The sequence below is a fragment of the Streptococcus koreensis genome (genome assembly GCF_003627135.1).
Lineage (GTDB): Bacteria > Bacillota > Bacilli > Lactobacillales > Streptococcaceae > Streptococcus > Streptococcus ilei.
The window spans coordinates 245,701-268,674 of the sequence record NZ_CP032620.1 but is presented as its reverse complement, the minus strand read 5'-3'; the positions used below and the strand labels follow the sequence as shown (position 1 = coordinate 268,674).

Here is a 22,974-nt window from a genome sequence, read left to right as displayed (position 1 = left end):
TTTTGAGAATAAAAATAAAGAGTTTGGTTTTAACAGTCAAGCTCTTTTTCTTGTGTCCTCTAGTTTAATGAAATATAGGGATAAAATTTTATAGCTTCTTCTCTTAATTAAAGAACCTTGCAAAGAAGCCTTGACGAGGGCCTACTTTCTAGATAGACTGAAAGTAAGCGTTTACACACAACAAATTTTAGGAGGTCCTGATGAAATCACATCAACCACGTTATGCTATTCGCAAGTATGCTGTAGGAGTTGCTTCGGTATTGGTTGGCTTTTTTGCCAGTGGTCAAGTCGTAGCAGCAGATACGCCGAGCGTTACAGAAAGCCCTGCAACGGCTCTACCGACGCAGTCAAGTGAAGGAGACTTGCCTCTCCCTGCTACTGAGGAAGCTACTCAGCCGGCAGTAGAAAAACCAATTGTTCCTGCTCCGATCGTCGATCAAAGTCAACCGACCCTACCTGATCGAGAATTACGCGCATCCGATCTTGATCGCTTGATTCGTGAAGAAGCAATCTCTGTCACAGAAGCTGATGTGGCAGCTCAACCGGTAACAGCAACGACTGAAACACCAGCTAAAGATCCAGAGCAAGAAGAAAAATTGGCCAAGAAAAAGGTCATCTCTATCGATGCTGGTCGCAAATACTTCTCACCTGATCAAATCAAGGAAATCATTGATGAAGCTAGTAAGACGGGCTATACCGATTTACATCTCTTAGTTGGAAATGATGGTTTGCGCTTTGTCCTTGATGATATGTCCTTGCAAGTAGGAGATACGTCCTACTCGAGCCAGGCAGTGAAGGAAGCAGTCGAAAAAGGAACCAAGGCTTATTATGATGATCCAAATGGGACAGCCTTGACTCAAGCTCAAATGGATGACATTTTGGCTTATGCCAAATCCAAGAATATAGGCGTGATTCCAACGATCAATAGCCCAGGTCACATGGATGCCATTCTGACAGCTATGGAGCAATTGGGGATCGAAAACCCTCACTTCAATTACTTTGGTACGAAAAAATCAGAACGGACCGTTGATTTAGACAACCAAAAAGCCCTAGATTTCACCAAAGCCTTGGTGGACAAGTATGCGGCTTATTTCAGTGGCAAGGCAGAAATCTTTAACATTGGTTTGGACGAATATGCCAATGATGCAACAGATGCCCATGGTTGGCAAGTCCTTCAAGCCAGCAAGCATTGGCCAGATGAAGGCTATCCAGACAAAGGATACGAAAAATTTATCCAATATGCCAATGATCTAGCGGCTATTGTGAAAAAACATAAGATGAAGCCAATGGCCTTCAACGATGGAATCTACTACAATGGCGATACTTCCTATGGAACTTTTGATAAGGATATCATTGTATCCTACTGGACAGGTGGTTGGAATGGCTATGATGTTGCTTCATCCAAGCTTTTGTCTGAACTAGGCCATCAAATTCTGAATACCAATGATGCTTGGTACTATGTCCTCGGTCGTGACAAGGCTGGATCGGGTTGGTACAATCTTGATCAAGGTCTCGAAGGAATTTCTAAATCAGCGATCGATTCCGTTCAGAAAAATGATGGGGCTAAGGTTCCCTTCATCGGTGGAATGGTAGCTGCCTGGGCAGATACGCCATCCGCAACCTACAAAAAAGACCTTCTCTTTAAGCTCATGCACGCTTTTGCGGACAAGAATGCGGACTACTTTGTAGCGGATCCTGAAGTGGTTGAAAAAGCTCTTGCAGAAGCTCCAACTGATTTGGATCACTATACACCAGAGTCTCTAGTAGCCTTTACAGAAGCTAAAAAAGCTTTGGAAGGGGTAGGAGCAGACACGACTCGAGCAGAAGCGAAAGAACTGATTGCTTCTCTCAAAGCCGCTCAAGAGGCTTTGGTCCATACAGAAAGCTATGCCAAAGAGTTGGCGGACAAGGAAGCTGCTGAAAAACTAGCTAAGAGCAAAGTGATTTCCATTGACGCAGGGCGCAAATACTTCTCACTGGATCAGTTGAAACGAATCGTGGACAAGGCCAGTGAGCTAGGGTACTCTGACTTGCACCTTCTTGTCGGAAATGATGGTATGCGCTTTGTCCTCGATGATATGAGCCTGGAGGCAAATGGCAAAACCTACACTAGCGACGATGTGAAGGCTGCTATCCTTGAAGGAACCAAGGCCTATTATGACGATCCAAATGGTCAAGCCTTGACCCAAGCAGAAATGGATGAGTTGCTAGCTTATGCTACCTCAAAAGGCATTGGTTTGATCCCAGCAGTCAATAGTCCAGGCCACATGGATGCCATCTTGGTAGCGATGCAAAAACTAGGTATCGAACATCCGCAAGCGACCTTTGATACGGTTTCTAAGACAACTATGGACCTGACCAACGAAGAAGCAGTCAACTTTACTAAGGCCCTAATTGGCAAGTACATGGACTATTTTAAAGGTAAGTCTAAGATCTTTAACTACGGAACAGACGAATACGCCAATGATGCTACCAATGCCCAAGGTTGGTACTACCTCAAATGGTATGAGCTCTATGGTAAATTTGCGGACTATGCCAACAGTCTCGCAGCCATGGCCCGCGAAAAAGGCTTGCAACCAATGGCCTTTAACGATGGTTTCTACTATGGAGACGAAGATGATGTTGCCTTTGACAAGGATGTCTTAATTTCTTACTGGTCTAAAGGATGGTGGGGCTATAACCTCGCATCTCCTCAATATCTAGCAAGCAAGGGGTATAAGTTCCTTAACACTAACGGAGATTGGTACTATATCCTCGGTCAAAAACCTGAAGATGGTGGTGGCTTCCTCAAGAAAGCTATCGAAAATACTGAAAAAACTCCATTCAACCAGCTAGCTTCAACTAAATATCCTGAGGTTGATCTTCCTACTGTTGGTAGTATGGTAGCTATCTGGGCAGATAGACCAAGCGCTGAGTACAAGGAAGAAGAAATCTTTGAACTTATGACTGCCTTTGCCAACCACAATAAGGACTATTTCAAAGCTGACTATACGGCCCTTCGTTCGGCTCTTGCCAGTGTTCCAACAGATCTTTCCATCTATACAGAGGAATCTCGTTCAGCTCTTGCAACGGTGCTAGACCAGTTAAATTGGACGATTAGTCGTGCCCACCAAGAAAAAGTGGTAGAACAGGTTGAACAATTAACTCAAGCTCTCAGCCAGTTGAAACCAATCACCCAAGTGGGAAGCCAAGCAGAAAATGATGTCAGAGCCTTGGTAGAAGACAAACCAAGCTTGGAAATCGTTGAAAAAGAAGTGGACTTTGAAGTTGTCGAACGTACGAATCCAGACTTAGCTAAGGGCGAACGAAAAGTGGTTCAGACAGGTGTCAAAGGCCAACATCGTGAATTTGTTGCAGTATCTGCTCTTGATGAGAGCCGCCAAGTGATAGGAACAGAAGTTTCGAAAGAAGCTGTTTCTGAGATTGTGGAAGTGGGAAGCAAGGAGGCAGAAGTGGTCACTCCGACTCCAGGTTCACAGGATAGTCCGAGTCCTCAAGCAGACCTACCTCAAGTCGATCAAGGAGGTCATCATCAAGTCAGACCAGTAGCTCCTGAAGTGAAGCCGCTTGTGAACCCTCAACCAGCTCCAGTCGCTTCAAAACAAAAACCAGTAGAAGAGGCTAAGCTAGCACCGGTGCAAGATCAAGCACCTTCTAGCCAACAGCTTCCTGAAACTGGCCAAGAGTCTATCTTAGGTTTAGCCTTACTTGGAGCCATCTTAGGAGCGACAGGTATGAGTCTCAAAGGAAGGGAAGAAGACTAATCAGCCCCCCGATTGAACTAAGTTTTTCTAGTTTTCCAGAGATGGAAAAGGAAAGACTTGGTTCTTTTTTTGTCCTAAAAACTGTACCCGGACAGTTGTCGCTTTTCTGCCTTGTTCCGCTTGGATGAACTTGATAAAATAAAAACATGACACGATACAAAGCAACTATTTCTTACGATGGAACTCTATTTGCGGGTTTCCAACGACAACCGCATGCGCGTAGTGTGCAAGAAGAAATCGAGAAGACCTTGATGCGTCTGAATCAAGGAAATCCTGTGACCATTCACGGAGCGGGACGGACGGATGCAGGTGTCCATGCCCTTGGCCAGGTCATCCATTTTGATCTCCCCCAGTCGCGGGATGAGGAAAAGCTCCGCTTTGCCCTCGATACCCAAACTCCAGAGGATATTGACTTTATCCGGGTGGAGCAAGTACCTGATGACTTCCATTCGCGCTACCAGAAGCATAGCAAGACCTACGAATTCATCGTGGATTATGGCCGCCCCAAAAATCCCATGATGCGCCACTATGCAACTCCCTATCCTTACCCCTTGGATGTGGCCAAGATGCAAGAAGCCATCCAAAAATTTGAGGGGACCCACGATTTCACTGGCTTCACAGCTTCGGGTACCAGTGTGGAAGACAAGGTTCGGACGATTACAGAGGCTCGCTTGATCGAGGATGCGGCAAATCATCGCCTTCTCTTTACCTTTTCGGGCAATGGTTTTCTTTACAAACAGATCCGCAATATGGTGGGGACCTTGCTAAAGATTGGCAATGGACGAATGCCGGTTGAGCAAATTGACTTGATTTTAGAAAAAAAGGACCGCAATCTAGCAGGTCCAACAGCAGCGCCAAATGGCTTATACTTAAAGGAGATCCGTTATGAGTATTGAATTGATTCTAGCTATTTCAGGAAATGATATTTTTAGTGGGGGAGGCCTTCATGCGGACCTTGCGACCTATACGACCAACAAGCAGCATGGTTTTGTAGCGGTGACTTGTTTGACAGCCATGACCGAGCATGGTTTTGAAGTCATTCCGGTGGATCCGACGACCTTTGCCCAACAGCTCAACTCTCTCAAGGATGTTCCTTTTTCTGCTATTAAGCTCGGCCTCTTGCCAAATGTTGAAGTAGCAGATCTGGCCTTGGACTACGTCAAGGACCATGCGGATATCCCTGTCGTCTTAGACCCTGTCTTGGTCTGCAAGGAAACCCATGATGTGGAGGTATCAGCCCTTCGAGATGAATTAATCAGATTCTTCCCTTCTGTGACCATCATCACACCAAACTTACCAGAGGCTGAGATCTTGACCCAAAGCAAAATTCAATCGCTCGATGATATGAAGGAGGCTGCTCGTAAACTCCATGAATTGGGAGCAGCCAATGTCGTGGTCAAAGGGGGCAATCGCCTCAACCAAGAAAAAGCCATCGATGTCTTTTATGACGGAAAGGACTTTACGGTCTTCGAAGAAGCCGTCCTAGAAAAGAATAATACAGGAGCTGGTTGTACTTTTGCATCTAGTATTGCAAGCCAGTTAGTCCAAGGGAAGGGACCTTTAGAAGCTGTCGAGGCTTCAAAAGTTTTCGTCTACCAAGCCATTCAAAAATCAGATCAATACGGAGTAGTTCAATATGACCAATAAACGTACCCAAGTAATCGCCCGCTTAGCCATTTTATCTGCCTTGACGGTAGTGCTAGGCTATTATACCAAGTTGCCAACTCCTACCGGGATGGTGACCTTGCTGGATCTAGGTGTATACTTCACCGCCTTTTATTTGGGGCGCAAAGAAGGAGCAGTAGTTGGTGGTCTTGGTGCCTTTCTCTTAGACCTCGTCTCCGGTTATCCTCAATGGATGTTCTTTAGTCTTCTTTTCCACGGAGCTCAAGGCTACTTTGCTGGCTTTAAAGGAAAAGCCCGCTATATCGGTCTGTTACTTGCTACTGTCATCATGGTAGGTGGCTATGCACTAGCTTCAGCGCTCTTTTTAGGAAACAACTGGGGGCCAGCCTTAGCGGAGATTCCTCATAATTTGGTTCAAAACTTCGTTGGTATGGCTCTAGGATATGCTCTTTATCATTTCTTACCAAAGAAGGGGAATTAGAAGATGGAGTTGGAGCAATTAAAAAGAGAAACCCAGGAAATCTTGCTGGATCTTTTATCCAAGGCTCATCTGCGTCAGGGGCAAATCCTTGTGTTAGGCCTGTCAACCAGCGAGGTCGCTGGAGCAAGTATCGGTAAGAACTCAAGTTTAGAGATTGGGCAAGCCATTGTGAAAACCATCCTAGATACCCTAACTCCCAAAGGGATTTATTTAGCGGTTCAAGGATGTGAGCACCTTAACCGAGCTCTGGTGGTCGAACGTGAACTAGCAGAAAAGAAAGACTTAGAAATCGTTAATGTACTACCGAGCCTCCATGCGGGTGGTGCCGGTCAGTTGGCAGCTTTCAGTTATATGAAAGACCCAGTCGAAGTTGAATTTATCACAGCTCAGGCAGGATTAGATATTGGAGATACCTCTATCGGGATGCATGTCAAGCATGTGCAAGTACCTGTTCGTCCTGTCTTGAAAGAACTGGGGGGCGCTCATGTGACGGCTCTAGCTAGTCGTCCGAAGTTAATCGGAGGGGCGCGTGCTTCTTACCAAGAAGATCCGCTTCGAAAATCTTAATAAGAAGGAAACTAGTTCAAGACATGGACTAGTTTTTTTGTTTCGGGACCAATTTTGAGAGAGGAAAGGGATTTGAAATCTATTGGTCTGCAGAAACCACTATAAAATTGCTAAAAAAGAAGCAGTTTCCACAAAACCAGGATGCCCAAAAACTTGCATTTTCGAAGTTTTATGGTAAAATTATTAGGAATGACTATATTATTTTAAGGAGAGACAGAATGTCTGTATCATTTGAAAACAAAGAAACAAACCGCGGTGTATTGACTTTCACCATTAGTCAAGAACAAATTAAACCAGCTTTAGATCGCGTGTTTGAATCTGTTAAGAAAAACTTGAACGTACCAGGATTCCGTAAAGGTCACCTTCCACGTCCAATCTTCAACCAACGTTTTGGTGAAGAATCACTTTATCAAGATGCTTTGAACGATCTTCTTCCAGCAGCTTATGAAGCAGCAGTAAAAGAAGCAGGTCTTGAAGTGGTTGCTCAACCAACTTTTGACGTTGTATCAATGGAAAAAGGTCAAGATTGGACATTGACAGCAAATGTTGTTACAAAACCAGAAGTAAAATTGGGTGCTTACAAAGACCTTGAAGTATCTGTAGAAGTTTCTAAAGAAGTAACAGATGAAGATGTAGATGCACGTATCGAACGCGAACGCAACAACTTGGCTGAATTGGTCATCAAAGAAGGACCAGCAGCTGAAGGTGATACCGTTGTGATCGACTTTGTAGGTTCTGTTGACGGTGTTGAATTTGACGGAGGAAAAGGAGATAACTTCTCACTTGGACTTGGTTCAGGTCAATTCATCCCAGGTTTCGAAGACCAATTGGTTGGACACTCTGCTGGTGAAACAGTTGATGTTATCGTAACTTTCCCAGAAAACTACCAAGCAACTGACCTTGCAGGTAAAGAAGCAAAATTCGTGACAACCATCCACGAAGTAAAAGCAAAAGAAGTACCAGCTCTTGACGATGAATTGGCAAAAGACATCGACGAAGAAGTTGAAACTCTTGCTGAATTGAAAGAAAAATACCGCAAAGAGTTGGCTGAAGCAAAAGAAGAAGCTTACAAAGATGCAGTTGAGTCAGCAGCGATTGACCTTGCAGTAGAAAATGCAGAAATCGTTGACCTTCCAGAAGAAATGATCCACGAAGAAGTACACCGTGCTGTTAACGAATTCCTTGGAAACATGCAACGTCAAGGAATCTCTCCAGATATGTATTTCCAAATCACTGGTACAACTCAAGAAGATCTTCACAAACAATATGAAGCAGATGCAGCAGCACGTACTAAGACAAACCTTGTCGTAGAAGCAGTTGCTAAAGCAGAAGGCTTCGAAGCAACTGACGAAGAAGTAACTGCAGAAATCGAACAATTGGCAGCAGACTACAACATGCCAGTTGAACAAGTTCGTAGCTTGCTTTCACCAGAAATGTTGAAACACGATATTGCTGTGAAGAAAGCTGTTGAAGTGATCACAAGCACTGCAAAAGTAAAATAAAAAAGACGATCTTCCATCTTGATGGAAATAAGTCATAAGAAGAAAAGCTGAGGCCATGTGTCCCGGCTTTTCTCTTCTTATTGGCACGGAATTTTCCTTTGACGAAAGGGGAAAATTATCGTACAATAGAGTGTAACGATAAATGATGTATTCTAGGGGTATCCTCTTTTTTAATGAAAAGAGTGTTGCCTTGAGATAAAAATGAAGGAGATCTACCTTGGAATTAGAAGTATTTGCTGGACAAGAAAAAAGTGAACTTTCAATGATTGAAGTAGCCCGTGCGATTTTGGAGTCACGTGGCCGTGATCATGAAATGTATTTCAATGACCTGGTCAATGAAATTCAAAACTACCTCGAAAAATCAAACAGTGAAATTCGTGAAGCTCTTCCATTGTTCTATACGGAATTGAATGTGGATGGAAGCTTTATCCCACTAGGAGATAACAAATGGGGACTTCGCTCATGGTATGCCATCGATGAGGTAGATGAAGAAATCATCGCTCTTGAAGAAACAGATGAAGACGAAGAGCCTAAGAAACGTAAGAAAAAACGTGTCAACGCCTTTATGGATGGAGATGAAGACGCGATTGATTACAATGCGGATGATCCAGAAGACGAAGATGTCTATGAAGCAGATCCAGCGCTTACTTACGACGATGAAAACCCAGAAGATGAGAAGGATGAAGTGGAAGCATATGACGCTGAAATTAATGAAATCTCACCAGATGAGTTGGATGTGGAAGTTGAGTTAACTGACGAAGAAGACGAAGAAGAGTCTTACGAAGAAGAAGAATAATCCAAAAAAGAGGCTGGGACAAAAGTCCTAGCCTCTTTATTTTCTTTGGATTGTCGAGCAAGACGCAGTGGTTGAGTAGGCTCTACTACGCTGATTTCATCAGCTTTTACAGCCCTACTCAACTGTGAGGAGGTGGGACGACGAAATCGAATTCTAACGAATGACCGATTTCTGTCCCACTCTCTTTTCTTTACTTGAAGGATGGTTCAAGGAGGAGTATAATGAGGGTGTAAGCCTAACCTAGTGCAGAAGGAGGAAGGGAATATGGACTGGATACTGAATCAAAGTTTGGTGGATTTAGGGATTGAGACGGTAGTGATTGGAGTGGCAAAACAGTTGAATCCACAAGCTCCCTTATCTGCAGATTTTTTAGCTAAAAAGAAGGACATGGAAGCTTGGGCTTTAAATTGCGATCTCAGCTCAGTGAAAGAGGAGCCGGTTGTACAAGGCTACATTGACTTGTTGAAGGAAGTAGGTCGTAGTGTTAAGAAGAACCCACCAACTATTCTTGCTTTGATTAAGAATATTCAAAGTCGTGGCTTCCTTCCTACGATTAATAGTGTGATTGATATCTATAACGTCGAATGCCTCAGTTCTTTTCTAGCCATCGGAGGGCATGATTTGGATAAGACCCAGGGGCCAATCGAGTTTACGATTAGTCAAAGAGAGGATAGCTTTTTGCCCATCTTATCAACCGAAAAGCATGTTAGTGAAAGCGATCCGGTCTACCGAGATCAACAAGGTATTATGGCCTGGCTAGATGTGAGAGATGGTGAACGCTACAAGATGGAGGAGACGACCCGCAATGTCCTCTTTATCATCCAAGGGAATCGAGCGACCTCTGTAGAGATGCGCTTGGAAGCACTTGATCGGATCAGAGAAGATTTGGCCTCATGCATGCCTGATTTAGAATTTGAAAAATATCTGGTTACCCCCAGTGAGACAATTCCAGTCCCTTAAAGGAGCCCTTCTGTAATAGGGATGAATCCTCATTTGAACAGGAGAGACAAGTGAAGCTGCCGACGCTCTGCTTAACCTGTGAAAATCTGCAACCTTTGAAAAAAGTTTGAAAAAAATCTTGACAAGAAAGTAGAAGATTGATATACTAGTAAGGTACTCAATCGCGGGGATGGCGGAATTGGCAGACGCGCAGGACTAAGGATCCTGTGACCGCTTTAGGTCGTGAGGGTTCAAGTCCCTCTCTCCGCATCAGATGATCAAGACAGCTTCGGCTGTCTTTTTTGTTTTTCAAAACTTTATGATAGAATAGGTGTGAGATGAGGTGTGAACATGAAGAAGAACTATCTGGTTTTGATCAATGGGCTCCTAGCGCTCATAGGAAGTGCCATTAATTTTTTTGCTCCAGTCATGATTTTGGCCATGGGGCTCGCTGCTCATGAAGATTTCGGAAGTGCCTTGATGGCTTTAATTAGCTGGAACTTCTTTGTCTGTATTCTAGCCATCGCTTCTAGGTGGCTCCTAAAAGATGAAAAGAGGATTCATAAGTGGATTTCCAATCTCTTTCTGGTAGCGGGTCTCATTCTTTTATTTGCGAATCTCCTTATTTTGTCCTGGAGTTTTTCGTATCTTGAAAGTCCCTTGATGTGGCTATTTGGAAAAATCTTTGGGAAAGTTCATGAATTTACTTATTTCTTCTATTCTCAATGGGTCGCAGGAGGATTCCTAGTGATTTCCGGGATTGCATTTTTAGTTTCATTAAAAAATTTTAAAGCAGAGGATTAAAAAGAGGGAGCTTGGGCTCCCTTCTTTTGCGTTTCTATGGGCTGTAGAAGTCTTGGGAAAGTAAGCATTCCTCCTCATTTATCATAAGAAAGCGCTTAAAGCTACAGGAAAAGCTAGCATTTTCATCTAAAAAGTGATAAAATAAACAATGTAAGTGGTTTAACCACAATAAATTAGAGGAGGCCTACTACTAATGGCAATCGTTTCAGCAGAAAAATTTGTCCAAGCAGCTCGTGACAATGGTTACGCAGTTGGTGGATTTAACACAAACAACCTTGAGTGGACTCAAGCTATCTTGCGTGCAGCAGAAGCTAAAAAAGCTCCAGTTTTGATCCAAACTTCTATGGGTGCTGCTAAATACATGGGTGGTTACAAAGTAGCTCGCAACATGATCGCTAACCTTGTTGAAGCAATGGGTATCACTGTACCAGTTGCAATCCACTTGGACCATGGTCACTACGAAGATGCTCTTGAGTGTATTGAAGTTGGCTACACTTCAATCATGTTCGACGGATCACACCTTCCAGTTGAAGAAAACCTTAAATTGGCGAAAGAAGTTGTAGAAAAAGCTCACGCTAAAGGTATCTCAGTTGAGGCTGAAGTTGGTACAATCGGTGGTGAAGAAGACGGTATCGTTGGTAAAGGTGAATTGGCACCAATCGAAGATGCTAAAGCAATGGTTGCTACAGGAATCGACTTCTTGGCAGCAGGTATTGGTAACATCCACGGTCCATACCCAGCAAACTGGGAAGGTCTTGACCTTGACCACTTGAAGAAATTGACAGAAGCTCTTCCAGGATTCCCAATCGTATTGCACGGTGGTTCAGGTATCCCTGATGACCAAATCCAAGAAGCTATCAAACTTGGTGTTGCGAAAGTTAACGTTAACACTGAGTGCCAAATCGCATTCGCTAACGCAACTCGTCAATTCGTACGTGAATACGATGCAAACGAAGCAGAATACGATAAGAAGAAACTCTTCGACCCACGTAAATTCTTGAAACCAGGATTCGAAGCAATCACAGCTTCAGTTGAAGAACGTATCGACGTATTCGGTTCAGAAAACAAAGCTTAATTTCGCTTGAAACGATAGTAACCAGAGGTTTATCCGTAAGGATAAACCTTTTTGATTTCTCTTTTTTGGAAAAATGTTTGTTTCAAACAAATAATGATTGCGATTCTGACAGTTTAAGGTTATAATAAACAAAAACGAAGCAAGTAGGTAGGAAATGAAGAAACAGGAAAGACTGAATGAGATTATCAATCTGGTTAATAAGGCTGGAACCGTTTACGTTCAAGATATAATGGAAAGTATGCAGGTGTCGGATATGACGGTCCGTCGTGATTTGATTGAACTGGAAAAACAGGGGCTGATTATTCGGGTTCGAAACGGAGCTAAAAGTAACCAATTCCTCCCTTCACGAGAACTTCCTCATGAAGAGAAGTTGCTCAAGAATATACTGGCTAAGCGTGAGGTAGCGAAGAAAGCTTGCGAACTGATAAAAGAAGGTGAGAGTATCTTCCTTGGACCGGGGACCTCTGTTGAAGTTCTTTCCGAAGCTATTAATAATAAGGAATTGCGCGTGGTGACCAACTGTCTGCCGATTTTCCAAGAGTTGTTAAAGAAGAAAAGTGATACCTTTAAGGTGATCCTCTTGGGAGGGGAGCTCCGAGAAACCAGTCAAGCTTTTGTCGGCGAGATAACGAACACTCTCATGGAAAGAATGTACTTCCACAAGATGTTTTTCAGTGGGAACGGCATAGTGGATGGACGCGTTCTAACATCTTCTTTCGAAGAAGCCTATACGCAAAAGTTGGCTTTAGAACGTTCTTCCGAAGCCTACCTACTGATTGATTCCTCCAAGATTGGTAAAGAAGACTTTACCTCTATCTGCTCCTTAAAGAAAGTGACGGCAGTGATAACGGACGATGCATCTGAGAAAGCACATGAAGAATTAGAGGAGTATACACGAGTGATTGTATAAATGATGAACTGAAAAAAGAGAGAATCATTCTCTCTTTTTGTTTGTTATAAACAGAATAAGATTGAAAATTAAAACAAAAATGAAAAAAATAAACAAATATAGTTGACAACAAACAAAATTAGCGCTATACTATGTTTGTGAACAACAAAACGAAGTCGGATGAAGAAAGAGGAGAACTTTCTTTGTTGACGGAAATATAAAAAGGAGAATCATATGGCAATTGTAGTTGGTGCGGATGCAGCAGGTATTCGCTTAAAAGAAGTAGTCAAAGAGTGTTTGGAAGCAGAAGGTTTCCAAGTGGTGGATGTTACTGAAGAAGGGCAAGACTTTGTTGATGTGACCTTGGCTGTTGCAAAAGAAGTGAAACAAGCAGAAGACAATCTTGGGATTGTTATTGACGCTTATGGAGCAGGTCCTTTCATGGTCGCAACTAAAATTAAAGGAATGGTTGCGGCAGAAGTTTCAGATGAGCGTTCAGCTTATATGACTCGTGGTCATAACAATTCTCGCATGATCACCATGGGTGCTCAAATCGTGGGTGACCAATTGGCCAAAAATATTGCCAAGGGATTTGTTAACGGTAAGTATGACGGTGGTCGCCACCAAATCCGTGTGGATATGCTCAACAAGATGTGCTAAAGGGAGGAGTAAAAGAATGAAAATTGCAATTGGATGTGACCATATTGTCACGAATGAAAAAATGGCTGTTTCAGAATTTTTGAAATCAAAAGGCTATGAGGTCCTTGATTTCGGAACCTATGACCATGCTCGCACCCACTACCCAATTTTTGGGAAAAAAGTCGGAGAAGCTGTAGCTAGTGGTCTTGCAGATTTTGGAGTATGTATCTGTGGAACTGGCGTTGGGATTAACAACGCGGTTAACAAGGTCCCTGGAATCCGTTCAGCCTTGGTCCGCGATATGACAACTGCACTTTATGCCAAAGAAGAACTCAATGCCAACGTCATTGGTTTCGGTGGGAAAGTAACTGGTGAATTGCTCATGTGCGATATTATTGAAGCTTTCATTCATGCAGAATACAAACCAAGTGAAGAAAACAAGAAATTGATCGCCAAGATTCAACATTTGGAAACCCACAACGACCATCAAGAAGATGAGGATTTCTTCACAGAATTCCTTGAAAAATGGGATCGTGGTGAATACCACGACTAAGAGGTGGGATTATGATCTTAACAGTAACCATGAACCCATCTATTGACATTTCCTATCCATTAGAAACCTTACAATTGGATACGGTCAATCGAGTAGGCAAGGTAAGCAAAACTGCAGGAGGTAAGGGACTCAATGTCACACGGGTCCTAGCAGAGATTGGAGATCCTGTCTCAGCGACTGGTCTGGTTGGCGGTTCAACAGGCCAATTTATCTTGGAACATCTGGATCAGAAGATCGGCAAAGAATTCTTTGAAATTCAAGGGGAGACCCGCAATTGTATTGCTATTCTCCACGAAGGGCAACAAACTGAAATCCTGGAAAAAGGTCCATCTGTTTCTGAAGAAGAAGGGAAAGCCTTTCTGTCTCACTTTGAAGCTTTGCTTCCAGCTGTAACAGTTGTTGTTATCTCAGGAAGTTTACCAGCTGGGTTACCAGTTGATTATTATGTGAAATTGGTCGAGCGTGCTAAGAAGGCAGGAAAACCAGTCGTTCTGGATTGCTCAGGTGCTTCCTTAGAAAAAGCTCTAGCAGCCCCTATTAAACCAACGGTTATCAAGCCAAATAATGAAGAATTGTCCCAATTACTGGGCTATGAGGTAACCAAGGATTTTGATCAATTAAAAGAAGTTCTTCAAACTGACTTATTTGAAGGCATTGACTGGATCATCGTCTCCCTAGGAGCTGACGGTGCCTTTGCCAAACACGGAGATGTCTTCTATAAAGTGGATATTCCAAAAATTGAAGTCGTCAACCCAGTGGGCTCTGGTGATTCAACGGTTGCTGGGATTGCCTCAGCTCTCTATCATCAGGAAGATGACCAAGCGCTTTTAACCAAAGCCAATGTCCTTGGCATGTTGAATGCTCAAGAAGCAACGACAGGCCATATCAATATTCATCACTATGATGATTTGTATCAACAGATAAATGTAAAAGAGGTATAAGATGGTATTAACAGAACAAAAACGCAACTATTTAGAAAAATTGAGCACCAAAGAGGGTGTGATCTCTGCCTTGGCTTTTGACCAACGCGGTGCCTTGAAACGCCTCATGGCCCAATACCAAGACACAGAACCAACAGTGGCTCAAATGGAAGAATTGAAGGTCTTGGTGGCTGAAGAATTGACACCATTCGCATCTTCTATGCTCTTGGACCCTGAGTATGGACTTCCAGCGACCAAGGTCTTGGATGCAGAAGCAGGGCTCTTGTTGGCATATGAAAAAACAGGCTATGACACTTCTAGCACCAAGCGTCTGCCAGACTGCCTCAACCTTTGGTCAGCTAAACGCATCAAAGAACAAGGTGCAGATGCAGTGAAATTCTTGCTCTACTATGATGTGGACAGTGCAGACGAACTCAACCAAGAAAAACAAGCCTACATCGAACGCATCGGTTCAGAATGTGTAGCAGAAGAAATTCCATTCTTCCTTGAAATCTTGGCTTATGATGAAAAAATCGCTGATGCAGGTTCTGTAGAATACGCTAAAGTGAAACCTCGCAAAGTCATCGAAGCGATGAAAGTCTTCTCAGACCCACGCTTCAACATCGATGTCTTGAAAGTAGAAGTGCCAGTTAACGTCAAATACGTAGAAGGATTTGGCGATGGAGAAATTGTGCATAGCCGTGAGGAAGCTGCAGCCTTCTTTAAAGAACAAGAAGAAGCAACCAACCTTCCATACATCTACTTGAGTGCAGGTGTTTCTGCCAAACTCTTCCAAGAAACCCTAGTCTTTGCCCATGAAGCAGGCGCAAACTTCAACGGGGTTCTTTGCGGACGTGCAACTTGGGCTGGATCTGTAGAAGCCTACATCAAGAATGGGGAAGAGGCGGCTCGTGAATGGTTGCGTACCGAAGGTCGTCGCAACATTGAAGAACTCAACCAAGTCTTGGACCAAGTCGCAACTTCTTGGAAAGAGCGTATTTAAAAGTGTAGACCACTCCTTTAACGATGGGCGTTCAAATTTCCTTGAAGAGCCCAGAGAAGACAGCTATAAACAGCTATTTGTTAGGAAAAAACAAAAAAGTTAAAAAGTTGTTAAGAAAGGGTTTACAAAAACAAAAGCGTATGCTATACTTAGTCCATAAGTGAATACAAGGTGAGTGTTAGTAAGTTAGATTACGCATGATCACAGATGAATCGGGGAGAACCCTCTCTGATCTCATTTGTGGTCATTTTTTATACCCTAAACCTTAAATAAACTAGCAAGGAGAGTACCATGTATCGGATTTTAAATCCACTCAATCACAATGTTGCTCTGGTGAGAAATGACAAAGGGGAAGAACTGATTGTCATTGGAAAAGGAATTGTTTTTGGGAAAAAGAAGGGCGACCTAGTCCCTAAAGAAAAGGTAGAAAAGCTCTTTCGGATGAAAACAGAGGAATCCCGAGAGAACTTTATGACCCTGCTAAAAGATGTTCCGTTAGACTTCATCACAGTGACCTACGAGATGATTGATTACTTGATCAAAAAGTATCACTATCCCGTTCAAGAATATATCTATGTGACCTTGACCGACCACATGTTTTGCTCTTACCAAGCAATGACCCAAGGCAGGTATAAGGAAAGTAATCTTTTGGATATCTCGGAGAACTATCCAGTGGCTTTTGAGATTGCCAAAGAGGCAGTAGATATCTATCGGGAGAAGCTCACAACTAGCTTCCCTGAAGATGAGATCACTCGCATCGCCTATCATTTCATCAACGCAGAAGGTGAAAATGGAGTGGAAATCGTGGATTCCATGGACCAGCGCAAAGAAATCTTAAAAGGTGTGGAAGAGGTTTTGGATAGTTACTCAATCAAACGAACCGAGACCAACAATAACTTTTATGATCGCTTCATGATTCATCTCAACTACTTCTTGGATTACCTGGATCGCAATCGAGACGATAATCAATCACTTCTAGATATGGAGGAGCACATCAAAAGCTCCTATCCCAAAGCCTTTGAGATTGGTTCCAAGATTTATGATGTGATTTCTAGGGAGACTGGAGTTGACTTGTACAAGAGCGAACGGGTCTATCTTGTCTTACACATTCAACGATTATTGTAACAACTTTTAAAAATTAAGAAATTCAAATTGGAGGAATTGGTCATGACCAAAGAAGAAATGACACTATTAGGTTTTGAGATCGTTGCCTATGCAGGGGATGCTCGCTCTAAACTTTTGGAGGCCCTCAAGGCAGCTGAGAAGGGTGACTTCGCTCAAGCGGAAAGCTTGGTAGAAGAAGCAGGAAGCTGCATCGCAGAGGCTCACAAGTCTCAAACAACTATGCTAGCGCAAGAAGCAGCCGGAGAAGACCTCCCTTACAGCATTACCATGATGCATGGGCAGGACCACTTAATGACAACGATCCTATTAAAAGATGTGATTCATCATCTCATTGAACTATACAAAAGAGGAGTAAAATAATGCATAAATTAATTGAATTTATTGAAAAAAAGAAACCTTTCTTTGAAAAATTATCGCGGAATATTTATCTCCGCGCCATCCGTGATGGCTTTATTGCGGGAATGCCAGTCATTCTCTTTTCAAGTATCTTTATCTTGATTGCCTTCGTACCAAACTCATGGGGCTTCCAATGGTCTGATGATGTAGTGGGCTTCTTGATGAAACCTTACAGCTATTCCATGGGGATCCTTGCTCTATTGGTAGCAGGAACAACAGCCAAGTCCTTAACAGACTCTGTCAATCGTAATATGGAAAAAACCAATCAAATCAACTATATGTCAACACTTTTGGCAGCAATCGTTGGTTTGTTGATGCTGGCTGCTGACCCAATTGAAGGTGGTATTTCTACAGGTTTCCTTGGAACAAAAGGTTTGCTTTCTGCTTTCCTTGCGGCCTTTGTTACTGTTAATATTTACAAGGTCTGTGTGAAAAACAATGTTACCATCCGCATGCCGGACGAAGTTCCACCGAATATCTCTCAAGTTTTTAAAGATGTGATTCCATTCACACTCTCAGTTGTTTCTCTTTATGCTCTTGATTTGATTGTTCGTCATATTGACGGGGCAAGTGTGGCCGAATCGATTGGTAAACTCTTCGCTCCTCTCTTCTCTGCAGCAGATGGCTATGTAGGAATTACCATTATCTTTGGGGCCTTTGCTTTCTTCTGGTTTGTTGGGATTCACGGACCATCTATTGTTGAACCTGCTATTGCAGCGATTACTTACGCAAATGCCGAAGTTAACTTGAATTTGCTAAAAGAAGGGATGCATGCGGATAAGATTCTCACTTCTGGTACGCAAATGTTTATCGTTACCATGGGTGGAACAGGTGCGACCCTAGTAGTTCCATTTATGTTTATGTGGCTATGTAAATCGAAACGAAATCGTGCTATTGGACGTGCATCAGTCGTTCCTACTTTCTTCGGTGTAAACGAGCCAATCTTGTTCGGTGCACCACTTGTATTGAACCCAATCTTCTTTATTCCATTTATCTTTGCGCCAATCGCTAACGTTTGGATCTTCAAGTTTTTTATTGAAACGCTTGGGATGAACTCATTCACGACCAACCTTCCATGGACTACTCCAGCACCACTTGGACAAATCTTGGGTACGAACTTCCAAGTCTTGTCCTTTATCTTGGCGGCCCTCCTGATTGTTGTAGACGTTGCTATTTACTATCCATTCCTCAAGGTTTATGATGAGCAGATTCTTGAAGAAGAACGCTCTGGTAAAGCAAACGATGAATTAAAAGAAAAAGTAGCTGCAAACTTCAATACTGCCAAAGCAGACGCTATTCTTGAAAAAGCAGGTGTTGAAGATGCACCAGCTGAAAATACGATTACAGAAGAAACAAACGTCTTGGTTCTCTGTGCAGGTGGAGGAACCAGTGGCCTCCTTGCCAATGCCTTGAATAAGGCTGCAGCTGAATATAAGGTTCCTGTCAAAGCGGCAGCAGGTGGTTACGGTGCCCACCGTGAAATGTTGCCAGAGTTTGATCTAGTCATCTTAGCTCCTCAGGTTGCTTCAAACTTCGAAGATATGAAGGCAGAAACAGACAAGTTGGGCATCAAACTGGCTAAGACAGAAGGTGCTCAGTACATTAAACTAACACGTGATGGACAAGGTGCTCTCGCCTTTGTTCAAGCTCAATTTGAAGAATAAGAACTAAGAACTAAGAAGTGAGATGGAGATGGATGGCTCACTAGCTCCTCTCCTCTCACTTTTCATTTGATTCAATCAAGAAATAGGTGAAATAATGACAAAAACACTTCCTAAAGATTTTATTTTTGGTGGGGCAACGGCTGCCTATCAAGCAGAAGGTGCTACTCATACTGATGGAAAAGGTCCAGTTGCTTGGGACAAATACTTAGCTGATAACTATTGGTATACAGCAGAACCAGCAAGTGATTTCTACCACAAATATCCAGTAGATCTTCAATTGGCTGAAGAATACGGTGTCAATGGCATCCGGATTTCCATCGCTTGGTCGCGGATCTTCCCAACTGGCTACGGGGAAGTCAATCCTAAAGGGGTTGAATTCTACCACAATCTATTTGCGGAATGCCACAAACGCCATGTGGAGCCTTTTGTAACCCTCCATCACTTTGATACACCAGAAGCTCTTCATTCAAATGGAGATTTCTTGAATCGTGAAAACATCCAACACTTTGTAGATTATGCTGCCTTCTGTTTTGAAGAATTCCCAGAAGTTAACTATTGGACAACCTTCAATGAAATTGGTCCCATCGGTGATGGTCAGTACCTGGTAGGTAAATTCCCGCCAGGAATCCAGTATGATCTTGCCAAAGTTTTCCAATCACACCATAATATGATGATTTCGCACGCCCGTGCTGTGAAATTGTACAAAGACAAAGGTTATGCGGGTGAAATTGGTGTCGTACATGCTCTTCCAACTAAGTATCCTTTGGATCCGAAAAATCCAGCAGATGTTCGTGCGGCTGAGTTGGAAGATATCATCCACAACAAATTTATCTTGGATGCTACTTACCTTGGACACTACTCAGATGCAACCATGGAAGGGGTAAACCACATCTTATCAGTAAATGGTGGTAGCTTGGATCTTCGTGACGAAGACTTTGTAGCGCTTGAAGCAGCTAAAGATTTGAACGACTTCCTTGGAATTAACTACTACATGAGTGATTGGATGGAAGCATTTGATGGTGAAACTGAAATCATCCACAACGGTAAAGGGGAAAAAGGAAGCTCTAAGTACCAAATTAAAGGTGTTGGTCGTCGTGTAGCTCCTGACTATGTACCTCGCACTGACTGGGACTGGATCATTTATCCTCAAGGGCTATATGATCAGATCATGCGTGTGAAGGCGGATTATCCAAATTATAAGAAAATCTACATTACTGAAAACGGACTGGGCTACAAAGATGAGTTTGTGGACAATACGGTTTATGACGATGGACGGATTGATTATGTGAAACAACACTTGGAAGTTCTGTCCGATGCGATTGCGGATGGGGCAAACGTCAAAGGCTACTTCATTTGGTCACTCATGGACGTCTTCTCTTGGTCAAATGGTTACGAAAAACGCTATGGTCTCTTTTATGTGGACTTTGAAACCCAAGAACGTTATCCAAAGAAATCAGCTCACTGGTACAAGAAAGTAGCAGGAAGCCAAGTGATTGAATAAAGAAATAAACATGTGAGAAGGCTTATCCGTAAGGGTAGGTCTTTTTGACTCGATAATATTTTTTGATAATTTTCTACTAGCTACTATTGACAGCCTTCTTCAAAGTGCTATACTATAGGGGTAATTGCCGAATTAGCTCAGTTGGTAGAGCAACGCACTCGTAACGCGTAGGTCACAGGTTCGATCCCTGCATTCGGCATCAAACTACACAAGAAAAAGCCTATTGTGACGGGCTTTTTTTGATGTTGAATCACTTTTTGTACCAAAATTTGTACCAAATTATTATAAAAGTTTTCGGATGCTTTCAAATTCATCATTAATCTTCTCTTGTAATGTATGACCATATACTTCAACTAACATAGAAATATCTTTATGTCCTAAGATTTTAGCAATTACCCCTAAATCAATTTGATTATGCCATAGATAACTACCGTAAGTATGACGTGCTCCTTTGGTAGTAATGATAGGTGAGATATTTAGTCTCATTAAAACATTCTTTAATTCTTTATTAACAGTAGCATTATTTGGAATATCTTGGACATATCCATAATGTTGAAAAATAAAGTTGTTCTGATTAATGATTTCAAGTTCTTTATTCAATCCTATTTGCGACCTTTTTAGATTCACCAGTATATCTATTTCTTCGTCAGAAATAGGAATAGTTCGTATTGATGTTTTATTTTTTGGTGGAACAAATTTACGAGTAGACGTGTTGTACCGTCTGTATGTCTTGATTACTTTTTCTTCAAAATTTACATCTTCCCAAGTTAAAGCAATGAGTTCACCGAAGCGCATTCCAGTTTTGAAAAGTAAATAAATAACATAAGGTACAACAGATCTTCTATAATCCACCTTTTGTTTTAAATGTTTGAGGATATCGTTTAGATCTTTTTCACTATGAATATATTTTTCTTCAACAGGTTGAGACTCTTTTGACGAGAATAGTTCAGTAAAAAAAGTAAAATCATCAATAAAAACTTTATCAGCTTGAGCCGTTTTAATACATTCCTTAATACTTGTATGTAGCCTTGATAATGTATCCCTAGTTACTGTTTTACCATACTCGTTCATTATTCTCTGATATTTACTAGGCTTTATTTGAGATACAGGTGTATCTCCAAATAATTTTTTAATAACTTTCTTTCTCATGATGTACTTGTTTTTTGTGGTTTGACTTCGTTTGCTAGGGATTATTTTTAGATTAAGCCACTCTTGATATAGTTGATGTAACGACATTTTGCTATCAATTGAAAAACCTATGTTCAATTTTCTTAATAATTTTTCTGCTTCGATTTGAGCTTTTTTTTTAGTCTCAAAACCACTTTTATAAGCAATTGTCTTACTTGTTTCATCCCTTATAGTATAGGTCCAAAGATTCTTTTTACCTCGTTTTAAATATCTAACACTTGCCATACTACAACTCCACACCCAATACTTCTGAGACTGCACTTTTAGGCACAACCATAAGTCGTTTTCGCTCGTAGAAGCTATACCCTTTATTTACCATTAGTTCTCTTGCTTGGTGGATAATTTGAATGGCAGTGTATTGTTTATAACCCATGTTGATTAAATCTTTTTGTGATATTGTATTATTTGTCATTTTTGATTGTCCTTTCTAATTTCCTAAAACGTATGTAAATTGTTTTGCTGTTTGTCCGTCAAAGGTTCGGTAACTAATCACCCCAAGTCCCTTCACATTACATTCTGAGATTAGAATAGAGCCATCCGATTTAACTTGCTCCACAAAGGCAATATGCCCGTATATTGGATTAGCTCCAGCTTGTCCAGGACTAAATGATAAAGCAGAGTGTTCAGTTGGTGTATGGGTTGTAATAAAGCCTGGCTTATTCATCCATTGGCCACCATTTCCCATGAATGGATCGAAGTTAACTCCGACTTGTTTTCCACGGTTAAAGACATACCAAGTACATTCTCCCCATGGATAGGTGCTAGTGATATATCCGTTTGTATCGATAGCTTTTGTAAGACTATATCCTACCGGAATATCATTTGATGTAACTCCACCTCCATCTCGAGTTTTTCCTGTTAATTGGATCGGTGCTTTCGGTGTTCCACCATGTTCATCGATATACTGATCTAGCTTTCTCATCGTTTCAGCTCGACGCTTGCCAGAGCCTGTAGTATCTGTAAAATAGACACCTCCATCAACGGTCTGATTCAAAGAACCATTCGCATATTTTTGAGCCTTATCATCTTGAATTTTGAAAGTTTCATTCTTATTTCCAATAATCGTCTGTTGGGTTAGGGCAACTACGGCAACCTCATCATTGAAATTGTTGGCATTCTCAGGATTTGAATCAAATGCTCCATAGCCGAACATATTGGCTCCAGTGTTTGTTGCGACACCAGCAGTTCCGAGTGAGCTTTCATTTAAGGCAATTGCTACAATACCTCGGACATCTAGATTTGATTTAGCCTCCCATTCTAGGAGTTTTTTACCGTTAATCCGATTCTTATCATAGGAGATCCCTAAAGTGTCTAAAAAGCCATCTAGTTGAGTTGCTGTAATGCCATATCGATGAACTAATAGATTATGCGTATAAGGATCTCCAGAGGACCAGTGTTCCGCATAGGTGGCTCCCTCTACCCCAGATCCTCCAGTTGGACTTCCTGCTGTGGCAACCGCAAGAATGATAATGAGAAGAAAGGGGAGAATGATGGGGATTAGTCCAACCAGTAAAAACCATTTTAATTTCTTCATAGGACCTC

22 protein-coding genes and 2 tRNA genes are annotated in these 22,974 nt (G+C 42.1%); 21 read left to right on the top strand and 3 right to left on the bottom strand.

What is annotated here, in order from left to right; genetic code table 11:
• The first annotated feature begins 200 nt into the window (after window positions 1–200).
• The 21 genes from D7D50_RS01435 to D7D50_RS01330 all read left to right on the top strand — a co-directional run bounded on the left by D7D50_RS01435 (window position 201) and on the right by D7D50_RS01330 (window position 20,443).
• On the top strand, window positions 201–3,764 hold the full coding sequence (locus D7D50_RS01435) for a family 20 glycosylhydrolase (protein WP_120701285.1): 3,564 nt from the start codon (window positions 201–203) through the stop codon (window positions 3,762–3,764).
• 146 nt (window positions 3,765–3,910) lie between these two features.
• A complete protein-coding gene (gene truA, locus D7D50_RS01430) occupies window positions 3,911–4,660 on the top strand; it encodes a tRNA pseudouridine(38-40) synthase TruA (RefSeq protein WP_120701284.1) in 750 nt (249 codons plus the stop codon).
• Window positions 4,650–5,411 (top strand): bifunctional hydroxymethylpyrimidine kinase/phosphomethylpyrimidine kinase, encoded by a 762-nt coding sequence (locus D7D50_RS01425; protein WP_120701283.1) that lies wholly within the window; start codon window positions 4,650–4,652, stop codon window positions 5,409–5,411. The genes truA and D7D50_RS01425 overlap by 11 nt, the downstream gene beginning before the upstream one ends.
• On the top strand, window positions 5,401–5,871 hold the full coding sequence (locus tag D7D50_RS01420; RefSeq protein WP_023022167.1) for an ECF transporter S component: 471 nt from the start codon (window positions 5,401–5,403) through the stop codon (window positions 5,869–5,871). The genes D7D50_RS01425 and D7D50_RS01420 overlap by 11 nt, the downstream gene beginning before the upstream one ends.
• Window positions 5,872–5,874: 3 nt before the next feature.
• Entirely contained in the window at window positions 5,875–6,438 is a 564-nt protein-coding gene (locus tag D7D50_RS01415; RefSeq protein ID WP_023022168.1) for a TIGR01440 family protein, read from the top strand.
• Between the two features lie 218 nt (window positions 6,439–6,656).
• Entirely contained in the window at window positions 6,657–7,940 is a 1,284-nt protein-coding gene (gene tig / locus D7D50_RS01410) for a trigger factor (RefSeq protein WP_048691525.1), read from the top strand.
• A 217-nt stretch (window positions 7,941–8,157) separates the two neighbouring features.
• Entirely contained in the window at window positions 8,158–8,736 is a 579-nt protein-coding gene (rpoE, locus tag D7D50_RS01405) for a DNA-directed RNA polymerase subunit delta (protein ID WP_023022170.1), read from the top strand.
• Between the two features lie 264 nt (window positions 8,737–9,000).
• On the top strand, window positions 9,001–9,696 hold the full coding sequence (locus D7D50_RS01395) for a B3/B4 domain-containing protein (RefSeq protein WP_120701282.1): 696 nt from the start codon (window positions 9,001–9,003) through the stop codon (window positions 9,694–9,696).
• A gap of 163 nt (window positions 9,697–9,859) precedes the next feature.
• A tRNA-Leu gene (locus tag D7D50_RS01390) sits at window positions 9,860–9,945 on the top strand.
• A gap of 81 nt (window positions 9,946–10,026) precedes the next feature.
• Window positions 10,027–10,479 carry a hypothetical protein gene (locus tag D7D50_RS01385; protein WP_117744904.1) on the top strand — a complete coding sequence of 151 codons (453 nt, stop codon included), beginning with the start codon at window positions 10,027–10,029 and terminating at the stop codon, window positions 10,477–10,479.
• Between the two features lie 193 nt (window positions 10,480–10,672).
• On the top strand, window positions 10,673–11,554 hold the full coding sequence (locus D7D50_RS01380; protein ID WP_023027660.1) for a class II fructose-bisphosphate aldolase: 882 nt from the start codon (window positions 10,673–10,675) through the stop codon (window positions 11,552–11,554).
• A gap of 154 nt (window positions 11,555–11,708) precedes the next feature.
• Window positions 11,709–12,464, top strand: coding sequence for a DeoR/GlpR family DNA-binding transcription regulator (locus D7D50_RS01375; protein WP_023027661.1), 756 nt, complete (start codon window positions 11,709–11,711; stop codon window positions 12,462–12,464).
• A 213-nt stretch (window positions 12,465–12,677) separates the two neighbouring features.
• Window positions 12,678–13,103 carry a galactose-6-phosphate isomerase subunit LacA gene (gene lacA, locus D7D50_RS01370; RefSeq protein ID WP_023027662.1) on the top strand — a complete coding sequence of 142 codons (426 nt, stop codon included), beginning with the start codon at window positions 12,678–12,680 and terminating at the stop codon, window positions 13,101–13,103.
• A 16-nt stretch (window positions 13,104–13,119) separates the two neighbouring features.
• The gene (gene lacB, locus D7D50_RS01365) at window positions 13,120–13,635 is read left to right on the top strand and encodes a galactose-6-phosphate isomerase subunit LacB (protein ID WP_023027663.1); all 516 of its coding nucleotides are present in this window, start codon (window positions 13,120–13,122) and stop codon (window positions 13,633–13,635) included.
• 11 nt (window positions 13,636–13,646) lie between these two features.
• Complete coding sequence (locus D7D50_RS01360; protein WP_117745227.1) at window positions 13,647–14,576, top strand: tagatose-6-phosphate kinase; 930 nt, start codon at window positions 13,647–13,649, stop codon at window positions 14,574–14,576.
• A 1-nt stretch (window position 14,577) separates the two neighbouring features.
• The gene (gene lacD / locus D7D50_RS01355; protein WP_120701281.1) at window positions 14,578–15,558 is read left to right on the top strand and encodes a tagatose-bisphosphate aldolase; all 981 of its coding nucleotides are present in this window, start codon (window positions 14,578–14,580) and stop codon (window positions 15,556–15,558) included.
• A gap of 291 nt (window positions 15,559–15,849) precedes the next feature.
• Entirely contained in the window at window positions 15,850–16,683 is an 834-nt protein-coding gene (locus tag D7D50_RS01350; RefSeq protein WP_023027667.1) for a PRD domain-containing protein, read from the top strand.
• Window positions 16,684–16,725: 42 nt separating this feature from the next.
• Window positions 16,726–17,043: a PTS lactose/cellobiose transporter subunit IIA gene (locus D7D50_RS01345; protein WP_117745228.1), complete on the top strand. Its 318-nt coding sequence runs from the start codon at window positions 16,726–16,728 to the stop codon at window positions 17,041–17,043.
• Window positions 17,043–18,743: a lactose-specific PTS transporter subunit EIIC gene (locus D7D50_RS01340; protein WP_023027669.1), complete on the top strand. Its 1,701-nt coding sequence runs from the start codon at window positions 17,043–17,045 to the stop codon at window positions 18,741–18,743. The genes D7D50_RS01345 and D7D50_RS01340 overlap by 1 nt, the downstream gene beginning before the upstream one ends.
• A gap of 94 nt (window positions 18,744–18,837) precedes the next feature.
• On the top strand, window positions 18,838–20,244 hold the full coding sequence (gene lacG, locus D7D50_RS01335; RefSeq protein ID WP_023027670.1) for a 6-phospho-beta-galactosidase: 1,407 nt from the start codon (window positions 18,838–18,840) through the stop codon (window positions 20,242–20,244).
• A 126-nt stretch (window positions 20,245–20,370) separates the two neighbouring features.
• A tRNA-Thr gene (locus D7D50_RS01330) sits at window positions 20,371–20,443 on the top strand.
• An 83-nt stretch (window positions 20,444–20,526) separates the two neighbouring features.
• Here D7D50_RS01330 and D7D50_RS01325 read toward each other — a convergent pair.
• From D7D50_RS01325 to D7D50_RS01315, 3 genes are read right to left on the bottom strand one after another with little or no spacing between them, the layout of a single operon-like run.
• Window positions 20,527–21,657 (bottom strand): site-specific integrase, encoded by a 1,131-nt coding sequence (locus D7D50_RS01325; protein ID WP_120701280.1) that lies wholly within the window; start codon window positions 21,655–21,657, stop codon window positions 20,527–20,529.
• Window position 21,658: 1 nt separating this feature from the next.
• On the bottom strand, window positions 21,659–21,844 hold the full coding sequence (locus tag D7D50_RS01320; protein WP_120701279.1) for a DUF3173 domain-containing protein: 186 nt from the start codon (window positions 21,842–21,844) through the stop codon (window positions 21,659–21,661).
• A 15-nt stretch (window positions 21,845–21,859) separates the two neighbouring features.
• Window positions 21,860–22,966 carry a CHAP domain-containing protein gene (locus D7D50_RS01315; protein WP_120701278.1) on the bottom strand — a complete coding sequence of 369 codons (1,107 nt, stop codon included), beginning with the start codon at window positions 22,964–22,966 and terminating at the stop codon, window positions 21,860–21,862.
• Between the last annotated feature and the right edge of the window lie 8 nt (window positions 22,967–22,974).

Coding starts and splice junctions, on each gene's coding strand:
- tig (WP_048691525.1), top strand. CDS start 6,657: ATGTCTGTATCATTTGAAAACAAAGAAACAAACCGCGGTGTATTGACT.
- D7D50_RS01345 (WP_117745228.1), top strand. CDS start 16,726: ATGACCAAAGAAGAAATGACACTATTAGGTTTTGAGATCGTTGCCTAT.
- D7D50_RS01420 (WP_023022167.1), top strand. CDS start 5,401: ATGACCAATAAACGTACCCAAGTAATCGCCCGCTTAGCCATTTTATCT.
- lacA (WP_023027662.1), top strand. CDS start 12,678: ATGGCAATTGTAGTTGGTGCGGATGCAGCAGGTATTCGCTTAAAAGAA.
- D7D50_RS01320 (WP_120701279.1), bottom strand. CDS start 21,844: ATGACAAATAATACAATATCACAAAAAGATTTAATCAACATGGGTTAT.
- D7D50_RS01360 (WP_117745227.1), top strand. CDS start 13,647: ATGATCTTAACAGTAACCATGAACCCATCTATTGACATTTCCTATCCA.
- D7D50_RS01425 (WP_120701283.1), top strand. CDS start 4,650: ATGAGTATTGAATTGATTCTAGCTATTTCAGGAAATGATATTTTTAGT.
- D7D50_RS01435 (WP_120701285.1), top strand. CDS start 201: ATGAAATCACATCAACCACGTTATGCTATTCGCAAGTATGCTGTAGGA.
- D7D50_RS01415 (WP_023022168.1), top strand. CDS start 5,875: ATGGAGTTGGAGCAATTAAAAAGAGAAACCCAGGAAATCTTGCTGGAT.
- lacD (WP_120701281.1), top strand. CDS start 14,578: ATGGTATTAACAGAACAAAAACGCAACTATTTAGAAAAATTGAGCACC.
- D7D50_RS01340 (WP_023027669.1), top strand. CDS start 17,043: ATGCATAAATTAATTGAATTTATTGAAAAAAAGAAACCTTTCTTTGAA.
- D7D50_RS01380 (WP_023027660.1), top strand. CDS start 10,673: ATGGCAATCGTTTCAGCAGAAAAATTTGTCCAAGCAGCTCGTGACAAT.
- D7D50_RS01315 (WP_120701278.1), bottom strand. CDS start 22,966: ATGAAGAAATTAAAATGGTTTTTACTGGTTGGACTAATCCCCATCATT.
- lacG (WP_023027670.1), top strand. CDS start 18,838: ATGACAAAAACACTTCCTAAAGATTTTATTTTTGGTGGGGCAACGGCT.
- truA (WP_120701284.1), top strand. CDS start 3,911: ATGACACGATACAAAGCAACTATTTCTTACGATGGAACTCTATTTGCG.
- D7D50_RS01350 (WP_023027667.1), top strand. CDS start 15,850: ATGTATCGGATTTTAAATCCACTCAATCACAATGTTGCTCTGGTGAGA.
- D7D50_RS01375 (WP_023027661.1), top strand. CDS start 11,709: ATGAAGAAACAGGAAAGACTGAATGAGATTATCAATCTGGTTAATAAG.
- D7D50_RS01385 (WP_117744904.1), top strand. CDS start 10,027: ATGAAGAAGAACTATCTGGTTTTGATCAATGGGCTCCTAGCGCTCATA.
- D7D50_RS01325 (WP_120701280.1), bottom strand. CDS start 21,657: ATGGCAAGTGTTAGATATTTAAAACGAGGTAAAAAGAATCTTTGGACC.
- D7D50_RS01395 (WP_120701282.1), top strand. CDS start 9,001: ATGGACTGGATACTGAATCAAAGTTTGGTGGATTTAGGGATTGAGACG.
- lacB (WP_023027663.1), top strand. CDS start 13,120: ATGAAAATTGCAATTGGATGTGACCATATTGTCACGAATGAAAAAATG.